General features: G+C 55.3%; 18 protein-coding genes. 10 read left to right on the top strand and 8 right to left on the bottom strand.

Going from position 1 to position 20,984, the window contains the following annotated elements; genetic code table 11:
• Positions 1–183: 183 nt before the first annotated feature.
• Genes HGO37_RS09290 through HGO37_RS09280 form a run of 3 tightly spaced genes read left to right on the top strand, consistent with a single transcriptional unit; the run spans position 184 to position 3,018 of the window.
• Complete coding sequence (locus HGO37_RS09290; protein ID WP_250983252.1) at positions 184–1,713, top strand: sensor histidine kinase; 1,530 nt, start codon at positions 184–186, stop codon at positions 1,711–1,713.
• Positions 1,685–2,632 carry a peptidoglycan-binding domain-containing protein gene (locus HGO37_RS09285; protein ID WP_250983057.1) on the top strand — a complete coding sequence of 316 codons (948 nt, stop codon included), beginning with the start codon at positions 1,685–1,687 and terminating at the stop codon, positions 2,630–2,632. The genes HGO37_RS09290 and HGO37_RS09285 overlap by 29 nt, the downstream gene beginning before the upstream one ends.
• A 35-nt stretch (positions 2,633–2,667) precedes the next feature.
• Entirely contained in the window at positions 2,668–3,018 is a 351-nt protein-coding gene (locus HGO37_RS09280; RefSeq protein ID WP_250983056.1) for a DUF1491 family protein, read from the top strand.
• 21 nt (positions 3,019–3,039) lie between these two features.
• On the opposite strand, the gene HGO37_RS09275 is transcribed toward HGO37_RS09280, so the two are convergent.
• Positions 3,040–3,972 carry a DUF2336 domain-containing protein gene (locus tag HGO37_RS09275; protein WP_250983055.1) on the bottom strand — a complete coding sequence of 311 codons (933 nt, stop codon included), beginning with the start codon at positions 3,970–3,972 and terminating at the stop codon, positions 3,040–3,042.
• 720 nt (positions 3,973–4,692) lie between these two features.
• Here HGO37_RS09275 and HGO37_RS09270 point away from each other — a divergent pair.
• The gene (locus HGO37_RS09270) at positions 4,693–4,899 is read left to right on the top strand and encodes a hypothetical protein (protein ID WP_250983054.1); all 207 of its coding nucleotides are present in this window, start codon (positions 4,693–4,695) and stop codon (positions 4,897–4,899) included.
• Positions 4,900–4,951: 52 nt separating this feature from the next.
• Here HGO37_RS09270 and HGO37_RS09265 read toward each other — a convergent pair whose 3' ends face one another.
• The 3 genes from HGO37_RS09265 to HGO37_RS09255 form a co-directional block, all read right to left on the bottom strand.
• Positions 4,952–5,500, bottom strand: coding sequence for a DUF1254 domain-containing protein (locus tag HGO37_RS09265; protein WP_250983053.1), 549 nt, complete (start codon positions 5,498–5,500; stop codon positions 4,952–4,954).
• Positions 5,493–6,080, bottom strand: a complete 588-nt coding sequence (locus HGO37_RS09260; RefSeq protein ID WP_250983052.1) for a DUF1214 domain-containing protein — start codon at positions 6,078–6,080, stop codon at positions 5,493–5,495. The genes HGO37_RS09265 and HGO37_RS09260 overlap by 8 nt, the downstream gene beginning before the upstream one ends.
• Positions 6,081–6,407: 327 nt before the next feature.
• The gene (locus HGO37_RS09255) at positions 6,408–8,600 is read right to left on the bottom strand and encodes a transglycosylase domain-containing protein (protein WP_250983051.1); all 2,193 of its coding nucleotides are present in this window, start codon (positions 8,598–8,600) and stop codon (positions 6,408–6,410) included.
• A gap of 169 nt (positions 8,601–8,769) precedes the next feature.
• Between HGO37_RS09255 and HGO37_RS09250 the strand changes: the two genes are divergently transcribed.
• From HGO37_RS09250 to HGO37_RS09230, 5 genes are all read left to right on the top strand, one after another.
• The gene (locus tag HGO37_RS09250) at positions 8,770–9,243 is read left to right on the top strand and encodes a YcgN family cysteine cluster protein (RefSeq protein WP_192487311.1); all 474 of its coding nucleotides are present in this window, start codon (positions 8,770–8,772) and stop codon (positions 9,241–9,243) included.
• Positions 9,176–9,859, top strand: coding sequence for a class I SAM-dependent DNA methyltransferase (locus HGO37_RS09245; RefSeq protein WP_250983050.1), 684 nt, complete (start codon positions 9,176–9,178; stop codon positions 9,857–9,859). Before HGO37_RS09250 ends, HGO37_RS09245 begins: the two co-directional genes overlap by 68 nt.
• Before the next feature lie 255 nt (positions 9,860–10,114).
• Positions 10,115–12,694 (top strand): heavy metal translocating P-type ATPase, encoded by a 2,580-nt coding sequence (locus HGO37_RS09240; RefSeq protein ID WP_250983049.1) that lies wholly within the window; start codon positions 10,115–10,117, stop codon positions 12,692–12,694.
• The gene (cueR, locus tag HGO37_RS09235) at positions 12,691–13,119 is read left to right on the top strand and encodes a Cu(I)-responsive transcriptional regulator (RefSeq protein ID WP_250983048.1); all 429 of its coding nucleotides are present in this window, start codon (positions 12,691–12,693) and stop codon (positions 13,117–13,119) included. The genes HGO37_RS09240 and cueR overlap by 4 nt, the downstream gene beginning before the upstream one ends.
• 21 nt (positions 13,120–13,140) lie before the next feature.
• Positions 13,141–13,344, top strand: a complete 204-nt coding sequence (locus HGO37_RS09230; RefSeq protein WP_250983047.1) for a heavy-metal-associated domain-containing protein — start codon at positions 13,141–13,143, stop codon at positions 13,342–13,344.
• A gap of 26 nt (positions 13,345–13,370) precedes the next feature.
• On the opposite strand, the gene HGO37_RS09225 is transcribed toward HGO37_RS09230, so the two are convergent.
• The 4 genes from HGO37_RS09225 to HGO37_RS09210 form a co-directional block, all read right to left on the bottom strand.
• On the bottom strand, positions 13,371–13,700 hold the full coding sequence (locus tag HGO37_RS09225) for a DMT family transporter (RefSeq protein ID WP_192487316.1): 330 nt from the start codon (positions 13,698–13,700) through the stop codon (positions 13,371–13,373).
• Between the two features lie 101 nt (positions 13,701–13,801).
• Positions 13,802–14,875 carry a linear amide C-N hydrolase gene (locus tag HGO37_RS09220; RefSeq protein ID WP_250983046.1) on the bottom strand — a complete coding sequence of 358 codons (1,074 nt, stop codon included), beginning with the start codon at positions 14,873–14,875 and terminating at the stop codon, positions 13,802–13,804.
• A 38-nt stretch (positions 14,876–14,913) separates the two neighbouring features.
• On the bottom strand, positions 14,914–15,633 hold the full coding sequence (locus HGO37_RS09215; protein WP_250983045.1) for a porin family protein: 720 nt from the start codon (positions 15,631–15,633) through the stop codon (positions 14,914–14,916).
• Between the two features lie 187 nt (positions 15,634–15,820).
• Positions 15,821–17,536 (bottom strand): glycoside hydrolase family 32 protein, encoded by a 1,716-nt coding sequence (locus HGO37_RS09210; protein ID WP_250983044.1) that lies wholly within the window; start codon positions 17,534–17,536, stop codon positions 15,821–15,823.
• A gap of 248 nt (positions 17,537–17,784) precedes the next feature.
• Between HGO37_RS09210 and HGO37_RS09205 the strand changes: the two genes are divergently transcribed.
• A complete protein-coding gene (locus tag HGO37_RS09205) occupies positions 17,785–20,964 on the top strand; it encodes a bifunctional diguanylate cyclase/phosphodiesterase (RefSeq protein WP_250983043.1) in 3,180 nt (1,059 codons plus the stop codon).
• The last annotated feature ends 20 nt before the right edge of the window (positions 20,965–20,984 follow it).

Here is a 20,984-nt window from a genome sequence, read left to right as displayed (position 1 = left end):
TCCGTCGCTTACCCGTCATTAACCATGATTGGCAAAGTCGCTGTGAAATGTTCCGAAATGAGATTTCAGGCCCTTTTGCTGCCCCATCTGACCCATGTCTTTATCCTTTCTTTAAGTGCCAAGACCTATTCTCCGGCCTCGAGAAGACCGTTTTAGGGTTTTGGTGTGCAGGTATTGAGTAACATTGCTGATAGAGCGGTTGCAGGCATTGATCATGTCGCAAGCACGTGGCTTGCGCGCATGGAAGAAGATGCCGTGCAGCGGACCGCCAGAGTGCCGGTGCTGCGCCGGTTCATGGCTTTCAGCCTGTGTGCACTGTTTGTCGTGCCGACCATTTTGAGCCTGTTTGTCAGTCCAGCAATTGCGCTTCCGGCAGGGGCAGCCATCGTGCTGGCAAGCTTCCTTATTGTCATTGCCGTATATCTGGGTGTGCGCCGTCCGGTATCCTCCGCTGCAACTGTGGCAAACCAGCCGGTCAAGCTGGATGCGCTCGCTGCCTATGTTCCTGGCGTGGTTATCTTTTTTGACGAGCTGGGCATGGTGCAAAATGTTGCCGGTCGCGACATCGACGCCTTTCCAAAGAGCGTCAAGGATTGCGCCGGTTATATGTTTGCCGAGCGTATTCATGTGACGGACCGTATTGCCTTTGCACAGGCGCTGGATTGCCTGCGCCAGGGTGCGGAGCAGTCGTCTGTCGAGCTGCGTTTCGAACAATCGTCTCTTAGCCGTGGTGCCGATCAGTTCCTGCATACCCGCATGGATATGACGGCGGTTCGCGAGCCGAGTGGTGAACTTCTGCGGGTCATTGGCCAGCTGCGTGATACGACCGAAAAGGAAGTTTTGCGCGGTGAAGTGGCACGCAAGGTCGCCGAGGCCGAATCGGCTAATGACGCCAAGTCGCGTTTTCTGGCCGCCGTCAGCCATGAGCTGCGCACGCCGCTCAATGCCGTCCTTGGTTTTTCGGATATCCTTGCAGGTGAATATTTCGGCAAGTTCGAAAATGATCGCCAGCGCGAATATGTTGCGCTGATCCGCCAGTCCGGTGCGCATCTCCTGTCTGTGGTCAATACCATGCTGGACATGAGCAAGCTGGAAGCCGGTCGTTACGAGCTGCTGATGGAGCCGTTCAATATAGGCGAATCGATTTCGACCTGCGAAGCCATGCTTGGTCTGCAGGCCAAGGAAAAGGGCGTCACTCTGACCAGCCGCGTCCAGCGCGATCTTGGTGATGTGGTTGCAGACCAGCGTGCCATTCAGCAGGTTCTCATCAACCTGACAGGCAACGCACTCAAATTCACCGATGCCGGTGGCGTCGTCAGCATGGATGCGGCCCGCGAGGGCAACACGCTGAAAATCTCTGTCAGCGATACCGGCATCGGTATTGCCGCTGACAAGATCGATTTGCTGGGCCAGCCTTTCATGCAGGTTCAGAACGAATATACCCGTCGCTATGAGGGCACGGGGCTTGGTCTTTCGCTGGTCAAGGGACTGGTTGGTCTGCATGGCGGTCGTTTTGCTATTGCCAGCCGTCCGGGTGAAGGAACAATTGTAACGGTTACATTGCCAATTGACGGTTCAGGCGCAATTGGCTGTGCACAGAACGATGAAACCGAACGCATGGTCGAATTTCCGCCACGTCTTCGGCAGATCGCTTCTGTGGAAGTTATGAAAGAGGGAAGTGTAAATGGCACCGCGAAAGCGAAAATCGCCTGAGAGGAAACCAGCCCGCCGTGAGCCGGGTGTCGTTTCTCTGGCTATTGGCGCTGTGGGGCGCCAGGTGGGGTATCAGCTCGGTCAACATCCGCGCCTTGTCGCCGGTGTCGCCGCCTTTACGATTGTCTTCGGTTTCGTGTCCGCAAACGCGCTCTGGTACCAGCCGGGTGTGCATCCGTCGCCGTTTCTCAGAACCCGTGACGAAGTCAATCCCAACGGCATTGCCGGCTATCGCGTTGCACAGCCACTCGATGCCACGGGCGATGTAACGACATTCCGTATTGAGCGCGCGCCGGGTGACGCAGGAGATCAGCAGGACGGCAGCCAGCCGCCGGACGGCGCATCGCAGGCCTCGACACAGGTGTCCGATGGTCAGCCATCCCAGGTGCCTTCGCAACTCGTAGCCGAGATCCAGCAGGAACTGGCCCGCCGGGGTCTCTATGATGGCAAAGCTGACGGCAAGATCGGTCCACGTACCACTGCGGCAATCTTGTTCTTTGAAGAAACCGTTGGCATGACGCAAACCGGTGAGCCGACCACGCGCGTTCTCGCTGCACTGAAAATCGATGGTTCGACCGTATCGGCAATTCCCAGAGATCGCCCGAACGAGAGCGCCGGCAATCAGGGCGTCGCGATTGACCCCGTCGCAGCGGCAATCCGCAAATCGGAAAATGCCAAGCCGTCACCGGTCAATGCGACGGCGCAGAATGCCGCCATCAAGCCTGTCAATAATGAGCTCGTCGCCAAGATCCAGCAGGGTCTGGTCAACATCGCCTATGCCAATGTGACCGTGGACGGCATGCTTGGGCAGCAGACCCGCACGGCGATCCGCCACTTTGAAAAACATTACCGCCTGCCTGAAACAGGCGAACCAAGCGAGGCGGTATTGAAGAAGCTGAAGGATATCGGCGCCCTGTAACAGGGCCGCCTCTCCATTCAAGCAGGACACCCTAAATGCGGTTGAAATCGGATATCTTTGTCGCCGCGCTCATTCGGCGGGTATTTGCCACTGGTGATTTCGCAGCCGTTGAAAAACGCGGCGCGGAAGAGGCGGGCGCGATCTTTATCCGCCAGCGATTTCGTGATGGCTCCGAAACGCTCTTTGGCCCGGCGCCACAGGTGTTCTCTGACAGTGAGGAAAGCGACGCAGGGCGCCGCTTCGAGGTACGTCTGCGGCGGCAGGATGCAGCGGCGGTTGCCGCTGTCATCGAGAAGGAGAGTCGCTTTGACAGCGATCTCTGGCTGGTGGAAATTGAAACGGAAAACGCCAGTGACCTGTTTACAGTCGTGAACGGCGATATCTGAGAAACATGCTGACTGGTCGTGTCAGCCAAACCGCTTCTGCTTGTCCGCATCCTTGGGCTGGAACGTATAGCTGTCGGCACGGCGCCAGCTTTCGATACGTTGTTCACAGGCAATCGCGTCAAGCTTGTACAAGATGCCTTCAGCCCGGCTGATGTCACCAGTCTTCTGGCTAAGATGCGGATAGAAGCCCTGTAGTACGAATATCGCGTCTGACGCGTTCATACCCAGCCCCTTGAGGGTTGTTGCCAACTGCACGCCGGAAATATCCAGCATGATGCGCTCTGCAAGCCAGTGGCTGGCCGAAAGTGTGTTTGCAAGGGCGGCAGAAAACTGCCGGGCATCCCGCTCACGGGCAAAGCGCACCAGCAAGGCTTCCTGAATGTCGCTCAGGCGGCGAAGACCCAGCACATCGTCGGATGGACGGCTGACCTGCCGAGCCATGGTCTTGATCTGCTGGCGAAGTTCTTCCTCACGCGACGGATTGCTTGGCGGTACATCGATGATTTCGGAAGGCACAGGTGCGGCCTGAACGGCCTGCGCGTCCGCTGCCTTTGCCGTTTCCACGGGCTGCGAGGCGGACTGCGAATGGCCAATGCCGACCAGGGCATCTATGACGGTTGGCGAGAGAGATTCTCTGCGCACAATGGCGCGCGCGTGGGCACGCCCTTGCGTCCGGGCAATGGTGATCAGCGTTTCGTCATTGAGAGATTTCGAAGAAATCAGAAACGGTGCGGAAATCGAAATCGGCTGGCTGGCAATAAAAAATGCCACCGGTGCCGGAATGTCGGGATGTTGAGACAGGGCTGCAATGGCCTGGCGCCGTGCCTCATCGGTCGAAGCGGCAAACAAAGGCATGAAAAGCTCTGCAAACTGGCGCAATTCCGACTTCGATGGATGTGCAAGTGTCTCGAAGCTTGTGACCGTAGCCATCAGCACGACATCTTTCTTCCGCATGGCCGTAGGCCTTTCAAGTTCTCGAAACCGGTCGTCCAAAGCGCACCCAATACAACTTACGCAAACGCAATATTGTGTAGATTTAGAACAAATGCGTTGACGTCCTGTTAACTATGGGGGGCTGCGTGCCAAGTTTTTCAGCGAGCATGAAAGTTGCTGTGGAAAATTGCGGAAAAATCAGGGAGGGCAGGAAATGGCGAACAAAGCGCAGCATCTGAAAATGCGGAACCCGCACCATAGTTTTGCTATGAAATGCGGGCCCTAACCGTCGTCATGACGGCTGAATCCTATAGAGAACACTGAACCTTATTCCGTCAAACGCTGATAAACGGATTTCGCCCCCAAATTTTGGGGTGTCAAAAAATGGCGTGAGAAAAAACTATTTCATTACAACGGCATAAATCGCCTAAATCTTGGGTTGTTCAAATTAGGGCCCGTGGTTGTAAGATTAATAAAATCTTGTTGATCTACTACGAGATTTTAGGGGCCGGCCTGTGGATATCCGCACAGTTGCGTCCAAATTAGCATTAACTATCTGTTAACCATAATGTGGCTTGATCGCATACTATGCAGTGGTTCGAATACCGAGTGTAGAAGGCGTTTTAGAATGTCAGTGTGACCGCAGATAATGAGCCTGACTTACCGCCTTCTTCATAATGTTGACTCAAGTGCCCATGAGTGTGCCAAAGGTCAATGAATGATGCAGCGAAGGAGAGGAGCATGGCAGACATTATCAAACTGGACAGTGCGAATGATCGCTCTTTCCATGGTGTAAAAGCGAAAAACAGCCCAGCCATCAACGGCCCGGCGCAAATCCTGTTTTTCACTGGCGTGCGTTATGAACGCCGCACGACGGAACCGGAAACGCCGGCACCCACAACGACCAACGGTCGCCCTGTCCAGCCAGGAAAAGCCGCCAAATCCTGATGGGCCGCATCAGTTAACATGCAGGTAGCGGGTCAATATCCGCTAGGTGCCATTATTGCCATTGAAATGGCTCGCATTTCGCCTGATCCAGAAATGTCTCGGCTTCCTGAACGAAGCTGCTCTGCGGTGTCATTGTCCGCAAAACCGCATATCCCTCTGTTTGAACAGATGATGTCAGAATGGCCTGTGCCAGTGCTGCAGGCTGCGCTTTGCGAATTGTTGAAAGCTGCACCGGTGTCGCCACCAGAATATCCATCACACCTTCGGCCGATGTGCGGTCATTCATGCTGAACACTTCGTTGGATGCGCTGTCGTAAATGGCTATAGACCAGAACGGGACATTGCCGAAGGCGGTCAACCGCAAGGGCATCTCTTCAATGTCAAAGGTGCAGACGGCCACCTTCATGAACGGGTCGCCACTGCCAAATGCTGCCTTGTCACGCGTATCCTTCAACAGATGAAACGCGTTGGCGGGCCCTTCGGCCAATGAGCGCGTGTAGGCATCACGATTGCTAAAATGCGGAACAGCCAGCACGATGATGAGGTGCAGCAGGGCCGCACCGATCAGGCCGGTAAAGATTGCCAGTGCGATCCTAAGCATTGCCACACCCCGTCCGGATAATGCTTGGCATGGTCAGATCGATAAGACCGGAACTGCCCGCCGCCGGTGTGTCGAGCAGTGTCAACACCAGCTTGAACTCGCCGTTTGCGGGAATGGCCAGCCAGTTGAATGTCTGGGCGGTCGAGGCGACAGCGATATCGATATCACCTTCAGGACCGCGCAAAAGTGTCCGTGAATTCAGCGCCGCTGGCCGTCCGCTGCCGTCGTCCAGCAGATTGCCCTGCATATCGGCAGCGTAAAGCGTCCAGAAGCGGGCAGGTGGTGTCACGCCCTCGATATTGTATCGGCAGCCACCGACCAGTCTGTTGCCTTGATTGTCGACTGTCGCGGTGAAGGCCAGGCCCTCGGCGGTGCCGTACAGCAACTTGCCAGCGTCTGCGCGGTGAGATTTGGCATAGGGATCGGCATTGACTGTCTGGGCTTCCGGGAAAGCGTCCCATTGGCCGATCCGGATGGAACCGAAACCGGAGGTCGCTTCCAGCGCCGCTAATGTCGAGACAATGCCGCCACCAAAAGCGATGACCAGCATGATGGCGACAAGAAAGGGAACCCTTAGCACTTGTATATTTCCTGTTCCGAACCGCGCCATGGTTTACCGCGAGTATAAAGTCAGTCTACGGAGGCTGGGAGCCTGTCTGGTTTACCTGCCTCAGACCGGCTCCAGCCTGTTGTGTCGTTTGCTTCCCGGGCAAAACCGGTGCCGGTATGCCCCTGCAAATGTTAGAGCGCCGCCGTGTTTTCAAAACACATCAAGGGCATTCTAATCTATTGAATCTGCATATCGTGCTTGCCGAGCATCGTGCTCGTCCCCGCTCCGATGCATTAGAGGGGTATCACTGATTCCCGATTTGGGAAATGCAGAGTTTGTGTCATGCCCCGCTTTGGTTCAATTCTGCTCTTTGGTTGAAGTGGATGGAGTGTCGATACCCGCGACCTTTTGCACCGATAGCGACAGTGCAGGTGCATCCTTGAAGCGCTTGCTCATGTCACGAATGATGCGAGTTGCTTCGGTCGAAAGCGAACGGGGACGCACGAATACCGGCATGTTTTCTGTCGCACTGGCCACATTGGCAGCCCCTGCCGCCGGTTCCGGACGCGAGCCGGATGGAAGCGGGTTCTGAATGCCGGGTATGGGGCGGAGCTCCATGCCCTGATGGGCATAATCCATCAGGCGCTTGAATGTCATCGCAGGCAAGGCACCGCCGGTCATGTTGTTCATCGGAGAGAAATCGTCATTACCAAACCATACGGCGGTGGTGTAGTTGCCGGTAAAGCCTACATACCAGGCGTCGCGGTAAGACTGCGATGTGCCGGTCTTGCCGCCGCTGACAATGCCGTTGTCCAGTGCGCCACGGCGGGCTGTACCATTGACCGGAATAGTCACCAGCATGCGGTTCATTTTGGAATTGGCTTCTTCGCTCAAGACACGGCGGGCAGGTGGTTCGTCGCGTTCGAAATCGTAGAGCACATTGCCTTCGTAATCGAGCACCTGTTCGATGCCATGGCGACGCGACTGCATGCCGTCTGCCGGGAAAACTGCGTAACCGGTGGCCTGGTCAAGAACGGTCACTTCCGACGTGCCAAGCGGAATGGTCTTGTCTTCGCGCAGCGGGGTCATCACACCCATCGCCTTTGCCGTATCGACAATGACCTTGGTGCCGAGCACGTCCTTGGCGAGGCGTACCGGTACGGTGTTGTAGGACTTGGCCAGAGCGGTTTCCAGCGTCACCTTGCCGGCGTAAGAGCGGCCATAATTCTGTGGCGACCAGCCGCGCCAGGTCACAGGCGCATCGGAAATCAACGTCTCCGGCTTGTAACCCTTTTCCATTGTGGCGGCATAGGTATAGACCTTGAAGGACGAACCGGGCTGGCGAAGCGCATTGGTGGCCCGGTTGAACTGGCTTTCGCCATAGTCACGACCGCCGACCATGGCACGCACGGCGCCACCGTTTTCGATCATCACCATTGCACCCTGTTTGACACGGTAGCCTTCGCCATATTCGCGAAGACTGGATTCCATCGACTGCTCGGCGACACTTTGCAATCCGGTATCAACCGTGGTGCGTACCACGACAGTGTGATCCTTGAATTTGCCGGATGCCGAAAGTTTCTGCACCTCGTCGAAGGCCCAGTCGAGGAAGTAGTCGGGGGTCTTGACCTCGGCACGGTCGATTACCGTTGCCGGGTTGCGGCGCGCACCAATAACCTGACCTTCAGTCATCAGGCCGCCTTGAACAAGGTTGGACAGAACCTGGTTGGCACGCGCGCGTGCCGCAGGCAGGTTGGCATGCGGGGCGTATTTCGCCGGTGCCTTGAACAGGCCGGCCAGCATGGCGGATTCCGCCAGTGTGACGTCGCTCAGGTTCTTCCCGAAGTAGAACTGCGAGGCCGCTGCCGCACCAAAGGTGCCGCCGCCCATATAGGCGCGGTCAAGATAGAGGCTGAGGATTTCTTTTTTCGACATGTTGGCTTCAAGCCAAAGGGCGAGGAAAGCTTCCTTGACCTTGCGTTCCAGCGACCGCTCATTGGTCAAAAACAGGTTCTTGGCCAACTGCTGGGTCAGCGTTGAACCGCCTTGGACAACGCCGCCTGCGCGGGCGTTTTCGCTCATGGCACGGGCAAGACCTATAAAGTCGATACCGAAATGTTCAAAGAAGCGACGGTCTTCCGTTGCCAGAACCGCCTTGATGAAATGGTCGGGCAGTTCATCAATTGGCACTGAGTCTTCATGGATAATGCCACGATGGCCAATTGTATTGCCGTAACGGTCCAAAAATGTAACGGCGAAGTCGCCACGATATCGCCAGTCTTTTTTGGTTTCTTCAAAGGCAGGCATGGCAAGCGTCAGCAACAGCACGGAACCGGCGGCTCCAAGCGTCAGCGCATTGCCTGTGAGGTTGATAAGATGTTTTTTCCAACCCTCGACATGGAATTTCCGCGAAAAGATTGTTACTTCTTCCCAGAGGTCAACGAGGCGGAACCCGGCGGTCCACAAGCTGGAATCGATCCATGAATCGATTCGCAAGAGAATGTGGCGCTTGCGTTTGAGCGGTTTATTTATGTTCTTGTCTTCCTGCACGTCGCGACCATGTCCTGTTCGGGTCTGAAAGGAATGCTTGACGCATTGAGCTTGCGCGGGTCATTCCTCTGCATCGGCCCCTGTAGATAAGAAATACCGCATATCTCGATGCTTGACGAGGTGGCAAAATCCGGCGATGGCGCGCGATGATGAAATGGAATGATGAATAATGAGTGACCTTCCGTTCTGGAAAACGAAATCGCTGGAGGAAATGACGACACAGGAGTGGGAAAGCCTCTGTGACGGCTGCGGCCTGTGCTGTCTTAACAAGCTGGAAGACTGGGACACCGGCGACGTGGTATTCACCTCCGTGCGATGTCAGTTGCTGGATGGCCATTCCTGCCAGTGCAGCGATTACCCCAATCGTCGCGCAACGGTGCCAGAATGCATCCAGCTGACCCCGGAACTGGTAGATGAAATCGGTTGGCTGCCTCCGACCTGCGGTTACCGGCTGGTGCGTGACGGTGACGACCTCTACTGGTGGCATCCGCTGGTGTCTGGAGACAAGGAAACTGTTCACATTGCCGGTATTTCGGCACGTGACCGCACCGTGAGCGAACTTGACGTCGACGTGGATGATTTCGAGGACCACGTGGTCGACTGGCCGCTTCGGGTGGGAGAAAACGCGCCTGAGCGCCCCTGACACCAAAAACAACGGCAAGGAGATCAGTGAAACCGTCATTGATCTCTACCGTGCACACGCCGCGGAGTTTGATCAGTCGCGTGGCAAAGACATGCGGGAAGCGCCGTGGTTTGATCGCTTCCTGTCTCTCACGCCTGCCTCATCGCATATTCTTGATATCGGCTGTGGTTCGGGCGAACCTATAGCGCGCTATTGCATCGAGCGCGGTTGCGCTCTGACCGGTATTGATGCGTCCGAAGAATTGATTGCGTTGTGCCGCTCGCGTTTTCCAAAGCACTGCTGGCACGTAGAAGATATGCGTCAGCTTGATATAGAGAAGCAATTTGATGGCCTGATTGCCTGGCACAGCTTTTTCCACCTGACGCCGGATGACCAGCGCTTTATGTTTCCGCGTTTTGCCAGCCACGCAAAATCCGGCGCCGCACTGATCTTTACCTCGGGGCCGACCGCTGGCGAGGTGATAGGTGCGTGGCAGGGCAGGCCGCTTTATCACGCCAGCCTTTCTGCAGAAGAGTATCGCCAGCTACTACATGACAACGGATTTCGAGTACTGCACCACAGGGTGGAAGATCCGCAATGCGGTGGCGCAACAGTGTGGCTGGCACAGAAAAACTGATACGCACCATCCTCTCTCACAACACCCTTCGACAGCTGAGCACGGCAAGCGCATCCACTAAGCGGCTATTTTTATTGAGATTTACGCGAGTGCTGGCAGTGTTTTGCCACGCTTCAATAAAAAACAACACCGTCCCTTGACCTTACCATGATGGGAAGCCCTACATAGGGTTCAGCGAAAGACGGTTGCGCTGACATGCGCCGTTTTGATTACGAGATCCATCTGACATCCGGGGGATTTCAAAAAGGGGTTCCCATGAACGAGACCATTAAACACATCCACTCCGCTGAGCCGGTTTCCGTTCCCGTTGAAGGTATGACATGCGCCTCCTGCGTGCGCCGGGTGGAAACAGCCGCCGCGAAGGTGCCAGGCGTTGCAGCCAGTTCCGTCAACTTTGCCACCAAGAAACTGACCGTTGAACCTGGCGACGGTTTTTCGGCCAAGGCACTGGCCGCTGCCGTGAAAAAAATGGGTTATGAGGTAACCCCGAACCATCTTGAGCTGAATTTCGAAGGATTGAACAATCCTCAGGAAGCCGAACGTCTTAAATCGGTGCTGGAAGCTGTTGCGACCGTGGTCAATGTTCACGTCGATGCTGAACAGGGCGCTGCCCATATCGAGACGATTGGCGGGCGTCACGAGCGCGACACTCTGTTGCAAACGGCCAATGCGGCCGGTTTCAAAACGAAGGTTGTATCGGGTACGGCACATCATGCCCATGCGGGCCACGCACATGCTGGCCATACCAGTGATACGGCGGGTGATCATCCCTCCCATGGTGGCCATGACCACATGCACCATGTTGGCAGCGAGGCGTCCTTAAAGCGTGACCTGTTGATTGGTGGCGCGCTGACTTTGCCGCTGTTTATTCTCGAAATGACTGGCCATATCTACGAGCCATTCCATCACTGGCTGATGGGCGTCATTGAAACACAGACACTCTATTACATCTATTTCGCGCTGGCGACCGTGGTCATCTTTGGCCCTGGCTGGCGTTTCCTGAAGGCGGGCATTCCGGCATTGTTGCATGGCGCACCGGAGATGAACTCGTTGGTGTCGCTGGGTGTCCTGGCTGCCTACGCCTATTCGGTGTTTGTGACCTTTGCGCCTGATCTGCTGCCCTACGAGGCGCAGTTCGTTTATTACGAGGCGGCCACCGTTATCGTGGTGCTCATTCTGACGGGGCGCTTGCTGGAGGCACGTGCCAGCGGCAAAACCGGCGATGCCATTCGTAAACTTGCCAGCCTGCAAGCCAAAACCGCACGTGTTGAACGTGAAGGTCAGGAAATTGAGATTTCTCCTGATGACGTGGTGCTGGGTGATGTCATCATCATTCGCCCTGGCGAGCGTATTGCCGTTGATGGTGAGGTGGTTGAGGGCACTTCCTTCGTGGACGAATCGATGATTTCGGGCGAACCGGTGCCGGTTGAAAAAACAGTCGGCGCAGCGGTGATCGGCGGCACGATCAACAAGACAGGCGGTTTCAAGTTCAAGGCGACCAAGGTTGGCGGCGATACCATGCTGGCGCAAATCATCCGCATGGTTGAAGAGGCCCAGGGTTCCAAACTGCCAATCCAGTTGCTGGTCGACCGGGTCACGGCCTTGTTCGTGCCAGTGATCATCGCCATTGCCATCATCACCTTCTTTGTCTGGCTGACCTTTGGTCCGTCACCGGCCTACACCTACGCTCTGGTCAATGCCGTGGCGGTGCTGATCATTGCTTGCCCATGCGCCATGGGCCTGGCAACCCCGACATCCATCATGGTTGGAACCGGCAGGGCAGCTGAGCTTGGTGTGCTGTTCCGCAAGGGGGATGCCCTGCAAGCCTTGCGTTCTGCCGAAATCGTCGTTGTCGACAAGACCGGTACCGTGACCAAGGGAAGCCCGGAACTGACCGATCTTGTCGTCGCGGAAGGGTTTGCCGATAACGAGGTGCTGGCTTTGGTTGCCGCCGTAGAGGCGCGCTCCGAGCATCCGATTGCAGAGGCGATCGTCAAGGCTGCCAAAGACCGGGATTTGGGTGTCGTAGAAGCTGCACAGAGTTTTGAGAGCGTAACGGGTTACGGCATTGCGGCAACAGTCTCCGGCCGCAAGGTTGAGGTCGGTGCTGATCGTTTCATGAAAAAGCTCGGGCTTGCCGTTGACGTCTTTACGGAGGTTGCCAACCGTCTGGGCGACGAGGGCAAGAGCCCGCTTTACGCGGCAGTCGATGGCCAATTGGCTGCGATCATTGCTGTTGCCGATCCGCTGAAGCCAACCAGTGTCACTGCCATCAGGGCGCTGCAGGATATGGGCGTTGAGGTTGTCATGGTGACCGGCGACAATGAGCGCACCGCCAAGGCGATTGCCCGCCAGGTTGGCATTACCCGTGTCGTGGCGGAAGTGTTGCCAGAGGGCAAGGTCAAGGCCATCCATGATCTGCGTCAGGGCGGTAAGACGCTTGCCTTTGTTGGTGATGGCATCAATGACGCTCCAGCCCTTGCCGAAGCCGACATCGGCCTTGCCATTGGTACCGGTACAGACGTTGCAATCGAAAGTGCCGATGTGGTGTTGGTGGGTGGCGACCTGACCGGCGTGGTCAATGCCATTGAAATGAGCCGCGCGACCATTCGCAACATCAAGGAAAACCTGTTCTGGGCCTTTGGGTACAACGTTGCGCTGGTGCCGGTGGCGGCAGGCGTGCTTTACCCGTCCTTTGGCATTCTATTGTCACCAATGCTGGGTGCGGGTGCCATGGCGCTCTCCAGTGTCTTTGTGGTGGTCAATGCGTTGCGACTGAAAACAGTCAGGGTTTCGCACCATGACATGTCTCAACAGGGAACCCATGCCGCATGAATATCGGACAAGCTTCATTAGCCTCCGGCGTCTCTGCCAAGATGATCCGTTATTATGAGCAGATCGGCCTCATCCATCCGGCAGAGCGAACAGGCAATAATTACCGCGTGTATGGCGAGCAGGATATTCACAACCTGCGCTTCATCAAGCGGTCGAGAACGCTCGGCTTTTCACTGGAGGAGACCGAAACGCTGCTAAAACTCTGGCAGGACAAGAGCCGCGAAAGCAGTGCCGTGAAGGAAATTGCGCTCTCGCATATCGCCGATCTTGAACACAAGATCGCAGAAATGAAAAGCATGGTGACGACCCTGTCACACCTTGCCCATTGCTGCGGTGGCGACCACAGGCCCGATTGCCCGATCCTCGATGATCTCGCCGGGTTTGATGTGCTGCCATCCAACCCATCTCACCGTCATAAAAACTGAAACAGCATGAAAGGAAATATCATGAGCGATACGGTAACATTCCATGTGCCGGACATGACCTGCGGCCACTGTGAAAAGACCGTGCGTGGCGCGCTGGCAGATGTGCTGCCGGATGCAGTGGTCAGCGTCGATCTTTCGACACACAGCGTGTCTGTCACAGGAAATGCGCAGGCCGCAGAAGAGGCCATTCGCGAGGCTGGCTACAGCCCTGAAAAGGCAGCGTGACAGCCGCCAGATCTTTCACGTCGCCATCAATGGCCTGTTGAAGACCAGACATTGATGGTGATGACGCCAGCCATGATGAGCGCAATACCGATAATCGCCGGCAGATCCAGCTTCTGGCCCATCAGAACCCAACCGATAATGGAGATCAGCACAATGCCGGTGCCGGACCAGATGGCATAGGCCACGCCGACAGGGATGGTTTTCAGTGTGATCGACAGGAAATAAAACGCGGCACCATAACCGACCACCACAATGAGTGACGGTACCAATTGGCTAAAGCCATGCGACGCCTTTAGGGCAGCCGTGGCGATGACTTCCGAGACGATGGCAATGCCAAGTGCGAGATATGCGTTCATGCACACGCATCAAGCAGAAAAGCGAAATCTCGTCACGTGAATTTTCGATGATTTGAGGTCCATAAACGAGCCAACGCCGGTAATGTCGACCCGATCAGCTGTCATTGCGGTATGCCGAGGAATTTGAAGGCAGGGCTTTCCTTGAATTCACCGCTGGTTTCGCCAGAATAGGTATGGTCCTGATCCGGTCCCAGATCGAGCTTCAGGACTTTGCCGGTGTTTTCCGCAAAATCTAGTTTCTTCAAATCGACCCAAAAAGTATTTGGAGTCAGTGCCGATTCGAAGAAATAAAGCTTGCGTTTGTGATCTGTCACCACCCGCCAACGGGTGGAGGAAATATTGGGTTCTTCCGGCGTGTTGATGCCAAACGGCACCGAGGCATTGCGGATCACACTGAATACGCTGGCAAGTGCCCGGTTGGGATCTTCTTCCTTCGGAATGGCGTTTACGTAAAACGAGGCGCGGGCAAAACGGTCCGCCGCACGGTTGGTGCCTGGCAGCATCGTGGTGCCACCAATGCTCTTCCAATAGGCGTTGAGTGCCAGCTGTTGCTCGAATTGAGGAGAATTCGTCATGACCTGGTAATCACGGTTGTGATGAATGACCTGCTTGCCCTTGATATATTCGACAATGGCGCTGTCGCCGCTGGCGTCGGATATCGACAGGTGAAGCGTGGTCAGCCGGTTTTCGCCAGGCACGTTGTCGGTCACAACGGTGAAGGGTTCTTTTTCCAGTGCTTCGACAGCTTCGGCAACGGTGGCAAAGTTATCCAGCACATATTGCGCCCAGGCGGCGATTGTCAGCCCGGGCTTTTTTTTGTCGAGCACCGGGTATTCCGATTCCGCAAGCCACAGCAGGTTGGCGTTCAGACCCATTTCATTGATGCCATCGGTCGTGGAGACATCGTAGCCCGTGGCGACCACGCTGCCATATTTGGCTTTCCATTTTATGGAGTTGGGGCCGGTTTCACCTGTTCGTTCTATGCCGCGCGGCAGTACCCAAAGATTGGTCGCAACGTCATTTTTCCAGTCCATGGAGCGGGCAGTGATGATGTTGTCATTTGGACCGAGATAGACAACGCGTGTGCAGGCTTCGGCAGTGGTCTGAAGTGTGAAAACGCTGGCGAAGGCAAGGGCGACCAATGATTTTGAAACGTTAAGGCGTCTGGCTTTCATGGGAGATTTCCTCTGCTTGGAGCCTGGTATCAGGACATTCAAAAGCGCATGGAAAAACCGACGACAGGCCCGTGCTGCGTTACGTTCCAGCGGAACTTGTTGGCACCGGTAAAGTCGTCGTTTTCATAGTCCTGATGCAGCACGCGATATCCGGCCCGCAGGATCGTCGGTTTACCAAACAATGTGGTGCGATAACCGAGATAGGATTGTGCGTTGATGGTGAATTTCGATCCGACATCAAACCCGCCAACATCCACCGAGCTAAACAGGTTCCAGCGATCGGTAAGGTCGGCATTGACGCGCAGACCGATGAAGGGATCAACCCAGTCGGCACTTTTTTTGGCGCTCAGACCCAGAAAATGCACAGTACCTTCCAGCTTGGTCCAGCGAATGCCAGCGGTCGGTTCAATCGAAATGGTGCGTGGGCGGTTGAAAACAGTCTGACCACCCAGCTCAGCTTCATAGGCCTTGAAAAAGGCACCGGCACTCAAGGAAGTGGTCTTGATACCAAGATCGAGTTCGTTGGCCAGCAACTGCTCGTCCTGACTGGTACGCACATGTTGCGCATCGAAATAGACGCCCCAAAGGCCATTGGTGATTTCGACATTGCCCATAACGACGAAGTCGAGATGTTTGAGAACATCCGAGAAGGGCACGTCAACATCAGTGTCGAAGCCGGCCAGTGAACCGTCACCGTTCAGACTGGCCGCCCAAGCATAAGGGCTGACTATCACGGCCCATTCGCGTTCAGGGGCCATGCGCTCTGCGTTGAAATCAGCGCCGAAAGCTGGAAAAGCAAGGGCTGATAGAGCCGCGACCGATATCAACGAACGAATGGAATGATACAAACTAGCGCCCCCGCCATTTACGCATCTGGCGAGGATAATAATCAGAAGTTATTGTCGCGCAATCTAATTCAATGCAGGGTGGATGAAATTTAGAAGACTACGGTTTGAGTGCCCAAACGGTTGCATGTTGTACAGAACCAGTAGGCGCGTGTAGCAATGCGGAACTGACGGGGGCAAAGCCGTCGATCCGTTTTGTGCCGACCCAGCGTCCTCTGTCGGCGAACACTTCAATCGAGCCGAAATCGAGGAAAATACGAAAGCGGGATGGTCTCGCATCCCGTGCCAAATAATGTGGGGATGGAGCACCATTTTTATCCTCATGGCGGATCCACAGACCGGTGTCATCGCACACGACGCCGAGGCGCAAGGTGGGGTGTTCAAGTTCCAGATCGAAGTGGCTACCGGCTTCCGATGTTTCGAAAAGCAGTTCGATGGCGCCGCTGAGAAATGTCACGCGTTCACCAGCCGCCAAACGGGTGCGGTCAAGGATATGACTGCGCAAGCTTTCAGCCGCACCAATCGGTGGGGTTAACAAGGCATCACCGGCAAGATGCAGTCGCCTTGGCAATGTCATGGCGGTGGGGAAATCGATTTCCGGGCTTGCATCACACCAGTTGGCCAACCAGCCGATACCAACGGCGATATCGCCATCCAGAAAGGCCTGAAACGCATAATTGTCGGTGCCAAAATCCAGTTCCTGACCGAAGGACTTGATGAAGGTTTTTCCGTCGAACCAGCCGACATCGGCCATGGTCAGGTTCTTGCGACCGGTCTGCGCATCCTCGCTGTGCATCAGGCCATAAATCAGTACCCAGCGCGTGGCACGCCCGGTCACCGGCCCATCCAGTGGCAACAGGCATGGACACTCGATGGCCGTTGTCTTGTAGCGGGTCTCGATCAGCAATTTACCGACATAGGTCCAGTCGGAGGCGGCGGTCGGATCCTGCGTTTCATAAAGCAGGATAACGCCGCCCTGATCGCTCTGGCTACCAAGCAGCATTTTCCAGATGCCATCCGGTCCCCTGAACACATATGGGTCTCGAAAGTCGGGCGTCAGACCTTCATTGGCGGGGCGAGTGGCGAGAATAACGTCGGCCTGTCCGGCCATGATCAGATCATGTGAGGTGGCAGTCAGCTGGATCTGCTGTTCAGGCTCGCGCCCCAGCTCCTGCTCGGTGAAAAACACACGAATGCCCGGTCCTTCGGCAAGCGGAATGGTGGTGCCGGAAAAGGCCCCGCCACGCTTGTCGGGTTTCGCGGCCAGCTCCTCGGATGGGAACAGGAAGATCGGCAGATGCCGCCAGCGGAGGTAATCGGATGAAACCGCGTGGCCCCAATGCATGGTATTCCAGTGAAGCCCGTGTGAATAATGCTGATAAAACAGGTGCGGTCGCCCTTCAAAACGACCAAAACCGTTGGGGTCGTTCATCCAGCCGAACGGTGGGCGGAAATGATAGCTGCCTGATATGTCGGGTGCAGCATTGTCCGGCTTGGTGTGAACCACGGTAATGCCGGTTTCCAGTACGTCGGAGGCAGTAAACCAGTAGATAACCGAAACGGCCGTTAGCGCCGTGTCATAGTTCAGTTCCACATGGCCGCCGCCGAAAATCTGGTAGATACGAAATGAATATTCGTCGGTATTGGAACTGGAAACTTCCGCAAATTTCCCATTGGCATTGGAAAACGCAACGGCACCTGCCTCATCTTCTTTTTTGGCCTTCAGCCATATGTGGAATGTCGTGTTGACAGGAAGATCGAGGTGGATGGTGCGAATGGCGCTCTCTGCTTCGATGGGCAAGGATGTGTCGTTCATTCGGCGTCCTTTCTCGTCTGTGTCTAACCTTTGACAACGAAACTAAGGCGCAAAAGTTCAGCAAGAAAAAGGCCACGTGGTTTCAGCGCGCGCATATTGCCGCAACCACGACGCTATGTTTGCGGCACATAATAGATGTTTCATTAACTTAGAAGTTGAACTTATCGTGGAGATACAAGGGTTTACATTTGTTTAGATAGTCATGGACTATAAAGGTGCCGAAATTTCACTTTTATCCGGTAGAACAAATGTCTGTCATTACTAATAAAACCTCTGAAGTGCATGCCGAGTTACGTGCGCTTAATCAGGTTTTTGCTACGGTTCGGTACTCACCGGATGGCAGGATCAAGGCTGCAAATCACAGGTTTTTGCGCATCACCGGATATGAATTACCTGACCTGATTGGTCAGCAGGAAACCATGTTCCTGTCCAAAAGTTACGAGCGCACAGAACAGAACGCGATCTGGGAAGATCTGCGCGCTGGCAAGTTCGTTGAAAAGCGTTCGCTCTGCATCACAAATGGCGGGCATGAAATCTGGCTACATTCGCGTTATGTGCCCCTGCAGAACGACGGTGGCCATATCACTGAAATCGTGCAGATCGTTGAGGATGTGACTGAGCAGCAGACCCGCGAAGCGGACGAGCGTAGCCAGATCATCGCAATTAACAAGACGCAAGCCGTTGCCCATTTCTCGCTGAACGGCGTTATTCTCAGTGCCAATGAAATCTTCCTCAATGCCATGGGTTATGAGGAACAGGAGATACTTGGCCAGCACCACTCAATTTTCATCCAAGAGGAAGAGCGAGAAAGTACAGAATACAAAGCCTTCTGGAAGGAACTGTCCAGCGGCGCACACCGCGTGGGGGAATGCCGCTGGATCAACAAGGATGGCAAGGAAGTCTGGCTGCAGGCGGTTTACAGCCCGGTACTAGACCCTGCTGGACGTCCGACAAAGGTGGTTAAATACGCCACAGACATTACCCAGCAAAAGCTGCGTCAAGCCGATTACAGCTGGCAGATTACCGCCATCCACAAGTCGAACCTTGTCATAACCTTTGATATGTACGGCACCATTCTGGATGCCAACGACCTGTTTCTGGAAGCCACCGGCTATACTGAAAACGAAATTTGCGGACGTCACCACCGCATCTTCGTTGAGCCGTCTTATGCGCATAGCGGCGAATATGCCGCCTTTTGGCAGGACCTTCGCAAGGGGCACCATCGCTCCGGCCAGTACCGCCGTATCGGCAAGGACGGCAAGGAGGTCTGGTTGCAGGCGACCTACAATCCGATTTTCGACACCAATGGCCAGCCGGTCAAGGTGGTGAAATACGCCTCTGTGGTCACTGATGAACGTTTGTTGCAGGCCGATAATCAGGGCCAGATTGCTGCGATCCACAACGCGCAATGTGTGATTTCCTTCGAGCTCGACGGCACGATCATCGATGCCAACGAAAACTTCCTCGATGCCACCGGTTACCGCTATTCCGACGTGCGCGGCATGCACCACAGCATGTTTGTCGAAGAAGAGTATGCCAAAACCGAGGACTACCAGTCCTTCTGGAAAAAGCTGTCAGAGGGCAATCATTGCGCGGGTGAGTATCGCCGCATCTGCAAGGATGGTCGCGAGATCTGGCTGCAGGCAACCTACAATCCCATTCTCGACATGAACGGTAAGCCGTTTAAAATCGTCAAATATGCGACCGATGTCACCGCTGACAAAATGATGCATGCCGATCATGTCGGTCAGATCAATGCGATCCATAGATCTCAGGGCGTTGTCGTATTCAACCTTGATGGCACGGTTGCCGAGGCCAATGAAAACTTCCTGTCGATGTTTGGTTATGAGGCCAATGAACTGGACGGCAAACATCACGCGACGCTTGTTGAAAAAGAATTTGCTGCCAGCCGAGAATATGTTGAGTTCTGGGATCTGCTGCGCACAGGTGCTTATCATTCGGGCATGTATAAGCGTCTAGGCAAGGACGGTCGTGAAATCTGGATTCAGGCCTCTTATAACCCCGTTCTCGATCTCGACGGCAAGCCGGTAAAGGTCATCAAATACGCCACCGATGTCAGCTCGAATGTTGCCCTGGCCGAAGCCTTTGAGGATGCTCGCCGTCAGGCCAACCATGATGCGGCAACGTCGCTGCCCAACCGCGCCAAGCTTTCGAGCTTCATGAATGCCTGCCTTGGTGGCCCGGAAGCCAGCATGGTGGTGTTCTACATCGACCTCGACCGCTTCAAGCCGGTCAACGACACCTATGGCCACCATGTCGGCGACCGGGTGTTGGGCGAGGTGGCAGACCGTATGCGCCGCGCGCTGAAAGACGACCAGCTTGTTGCCCGTATCGGAGGCGACGAATTTGTTATTGCCGCACCTGGTATGACGATGGATGAGATCGAGCCATTCTGCAAAAATCTCTACAAGTCTGTCACTCAGCCGATCCGTCACGATGGTGGTGAGGTGAGCATTGGCATGTCAATCGGTATTGCGATCGCGCCAACCGATGCGACGACACCGGATGAGTTGTTGCGGATGGCCGACACCGCCCTGTACCGCTCCAAGGAAAATGGTCGCGGGCATTACAGCTTTTTCGCATCCGACATGAATGAGAAGATCAGTACCCAGCGTCAGCTGGCCGAAGACATGCGCCACAGCCTGACGGCGGGCGACTTCTATCTCGAATACCAGCCACGATTTGATACACGCCAGAGAACGATCCGCAGCGTGGAAGCGCTGGTTCGCTGGGCACACCCGGAACATGGTCGCATCAACCCGATGGACTTCATTTCCATTGCCGAACAGAACGGTCTGATCGTTCCGCTGGGTGAATGGATATTGCGCACCGCCTGCAATGCCGCTGCACAATGGGACAGCATCGGCGTTTCCGTCAACGTATCGCCCATTCAGTTCCGAGATGCCGGGCTGGTGGACAAGGTCAAATCCTGCCTGCTGGAAAGCGGTTTGCCTGGCCATCTGCTGGAACTTGAAATCACCGAAGGTGTGCTGCTGGAGGATGCCGAGCGCGCCAATGAAGTGCTGCGGGATTTGAAGGCGCTGGGCATAAAGCTCGCAATGGACGATTTCGGAACCGGATATTCCTCACTGAGCTACCTGCGCAACTTCCCATTTGATGTGATCAAGATCGACCGCAGCTTTATCTCCGACATCGATTCCAGCGATAGTGCACGTTCGATCATTCAGGCCATCCTCGGTCTCGGCAAGGCACTTGGCCTGTCCGTCACGGCTGAAGGTGTTGAAACCAACGAACAGCTTGTCATGCTGACTGCTGATCAGTGTAACGAGGTTCAGGGCTTCCTGATGGCGCGACCTTTGACGAAAAATCAGGTCAGCGAACTGCTCAACGAAATCCCGCAACTGAAAAACAAACCGTCCCTGGACGTTCTTCCAAAGGCGTCCTGATAAATCCTTTGCCGGCCTTC

The organism is Rhizobium sp. CG4 (assembly GCF_023701965.1).
Taxonomy (GTDB): domain Bacteria; phylum Pseudomonadota; class Alphaproteobacteria; order Rhizobiales; family Rhizobiaceae; genus Agrobacterium.
The sequence above is the reverse complement of the archived record's forward strand: the minus strand, read 5'-3'. Positions and strand labels throughout refer to the sequence as shown.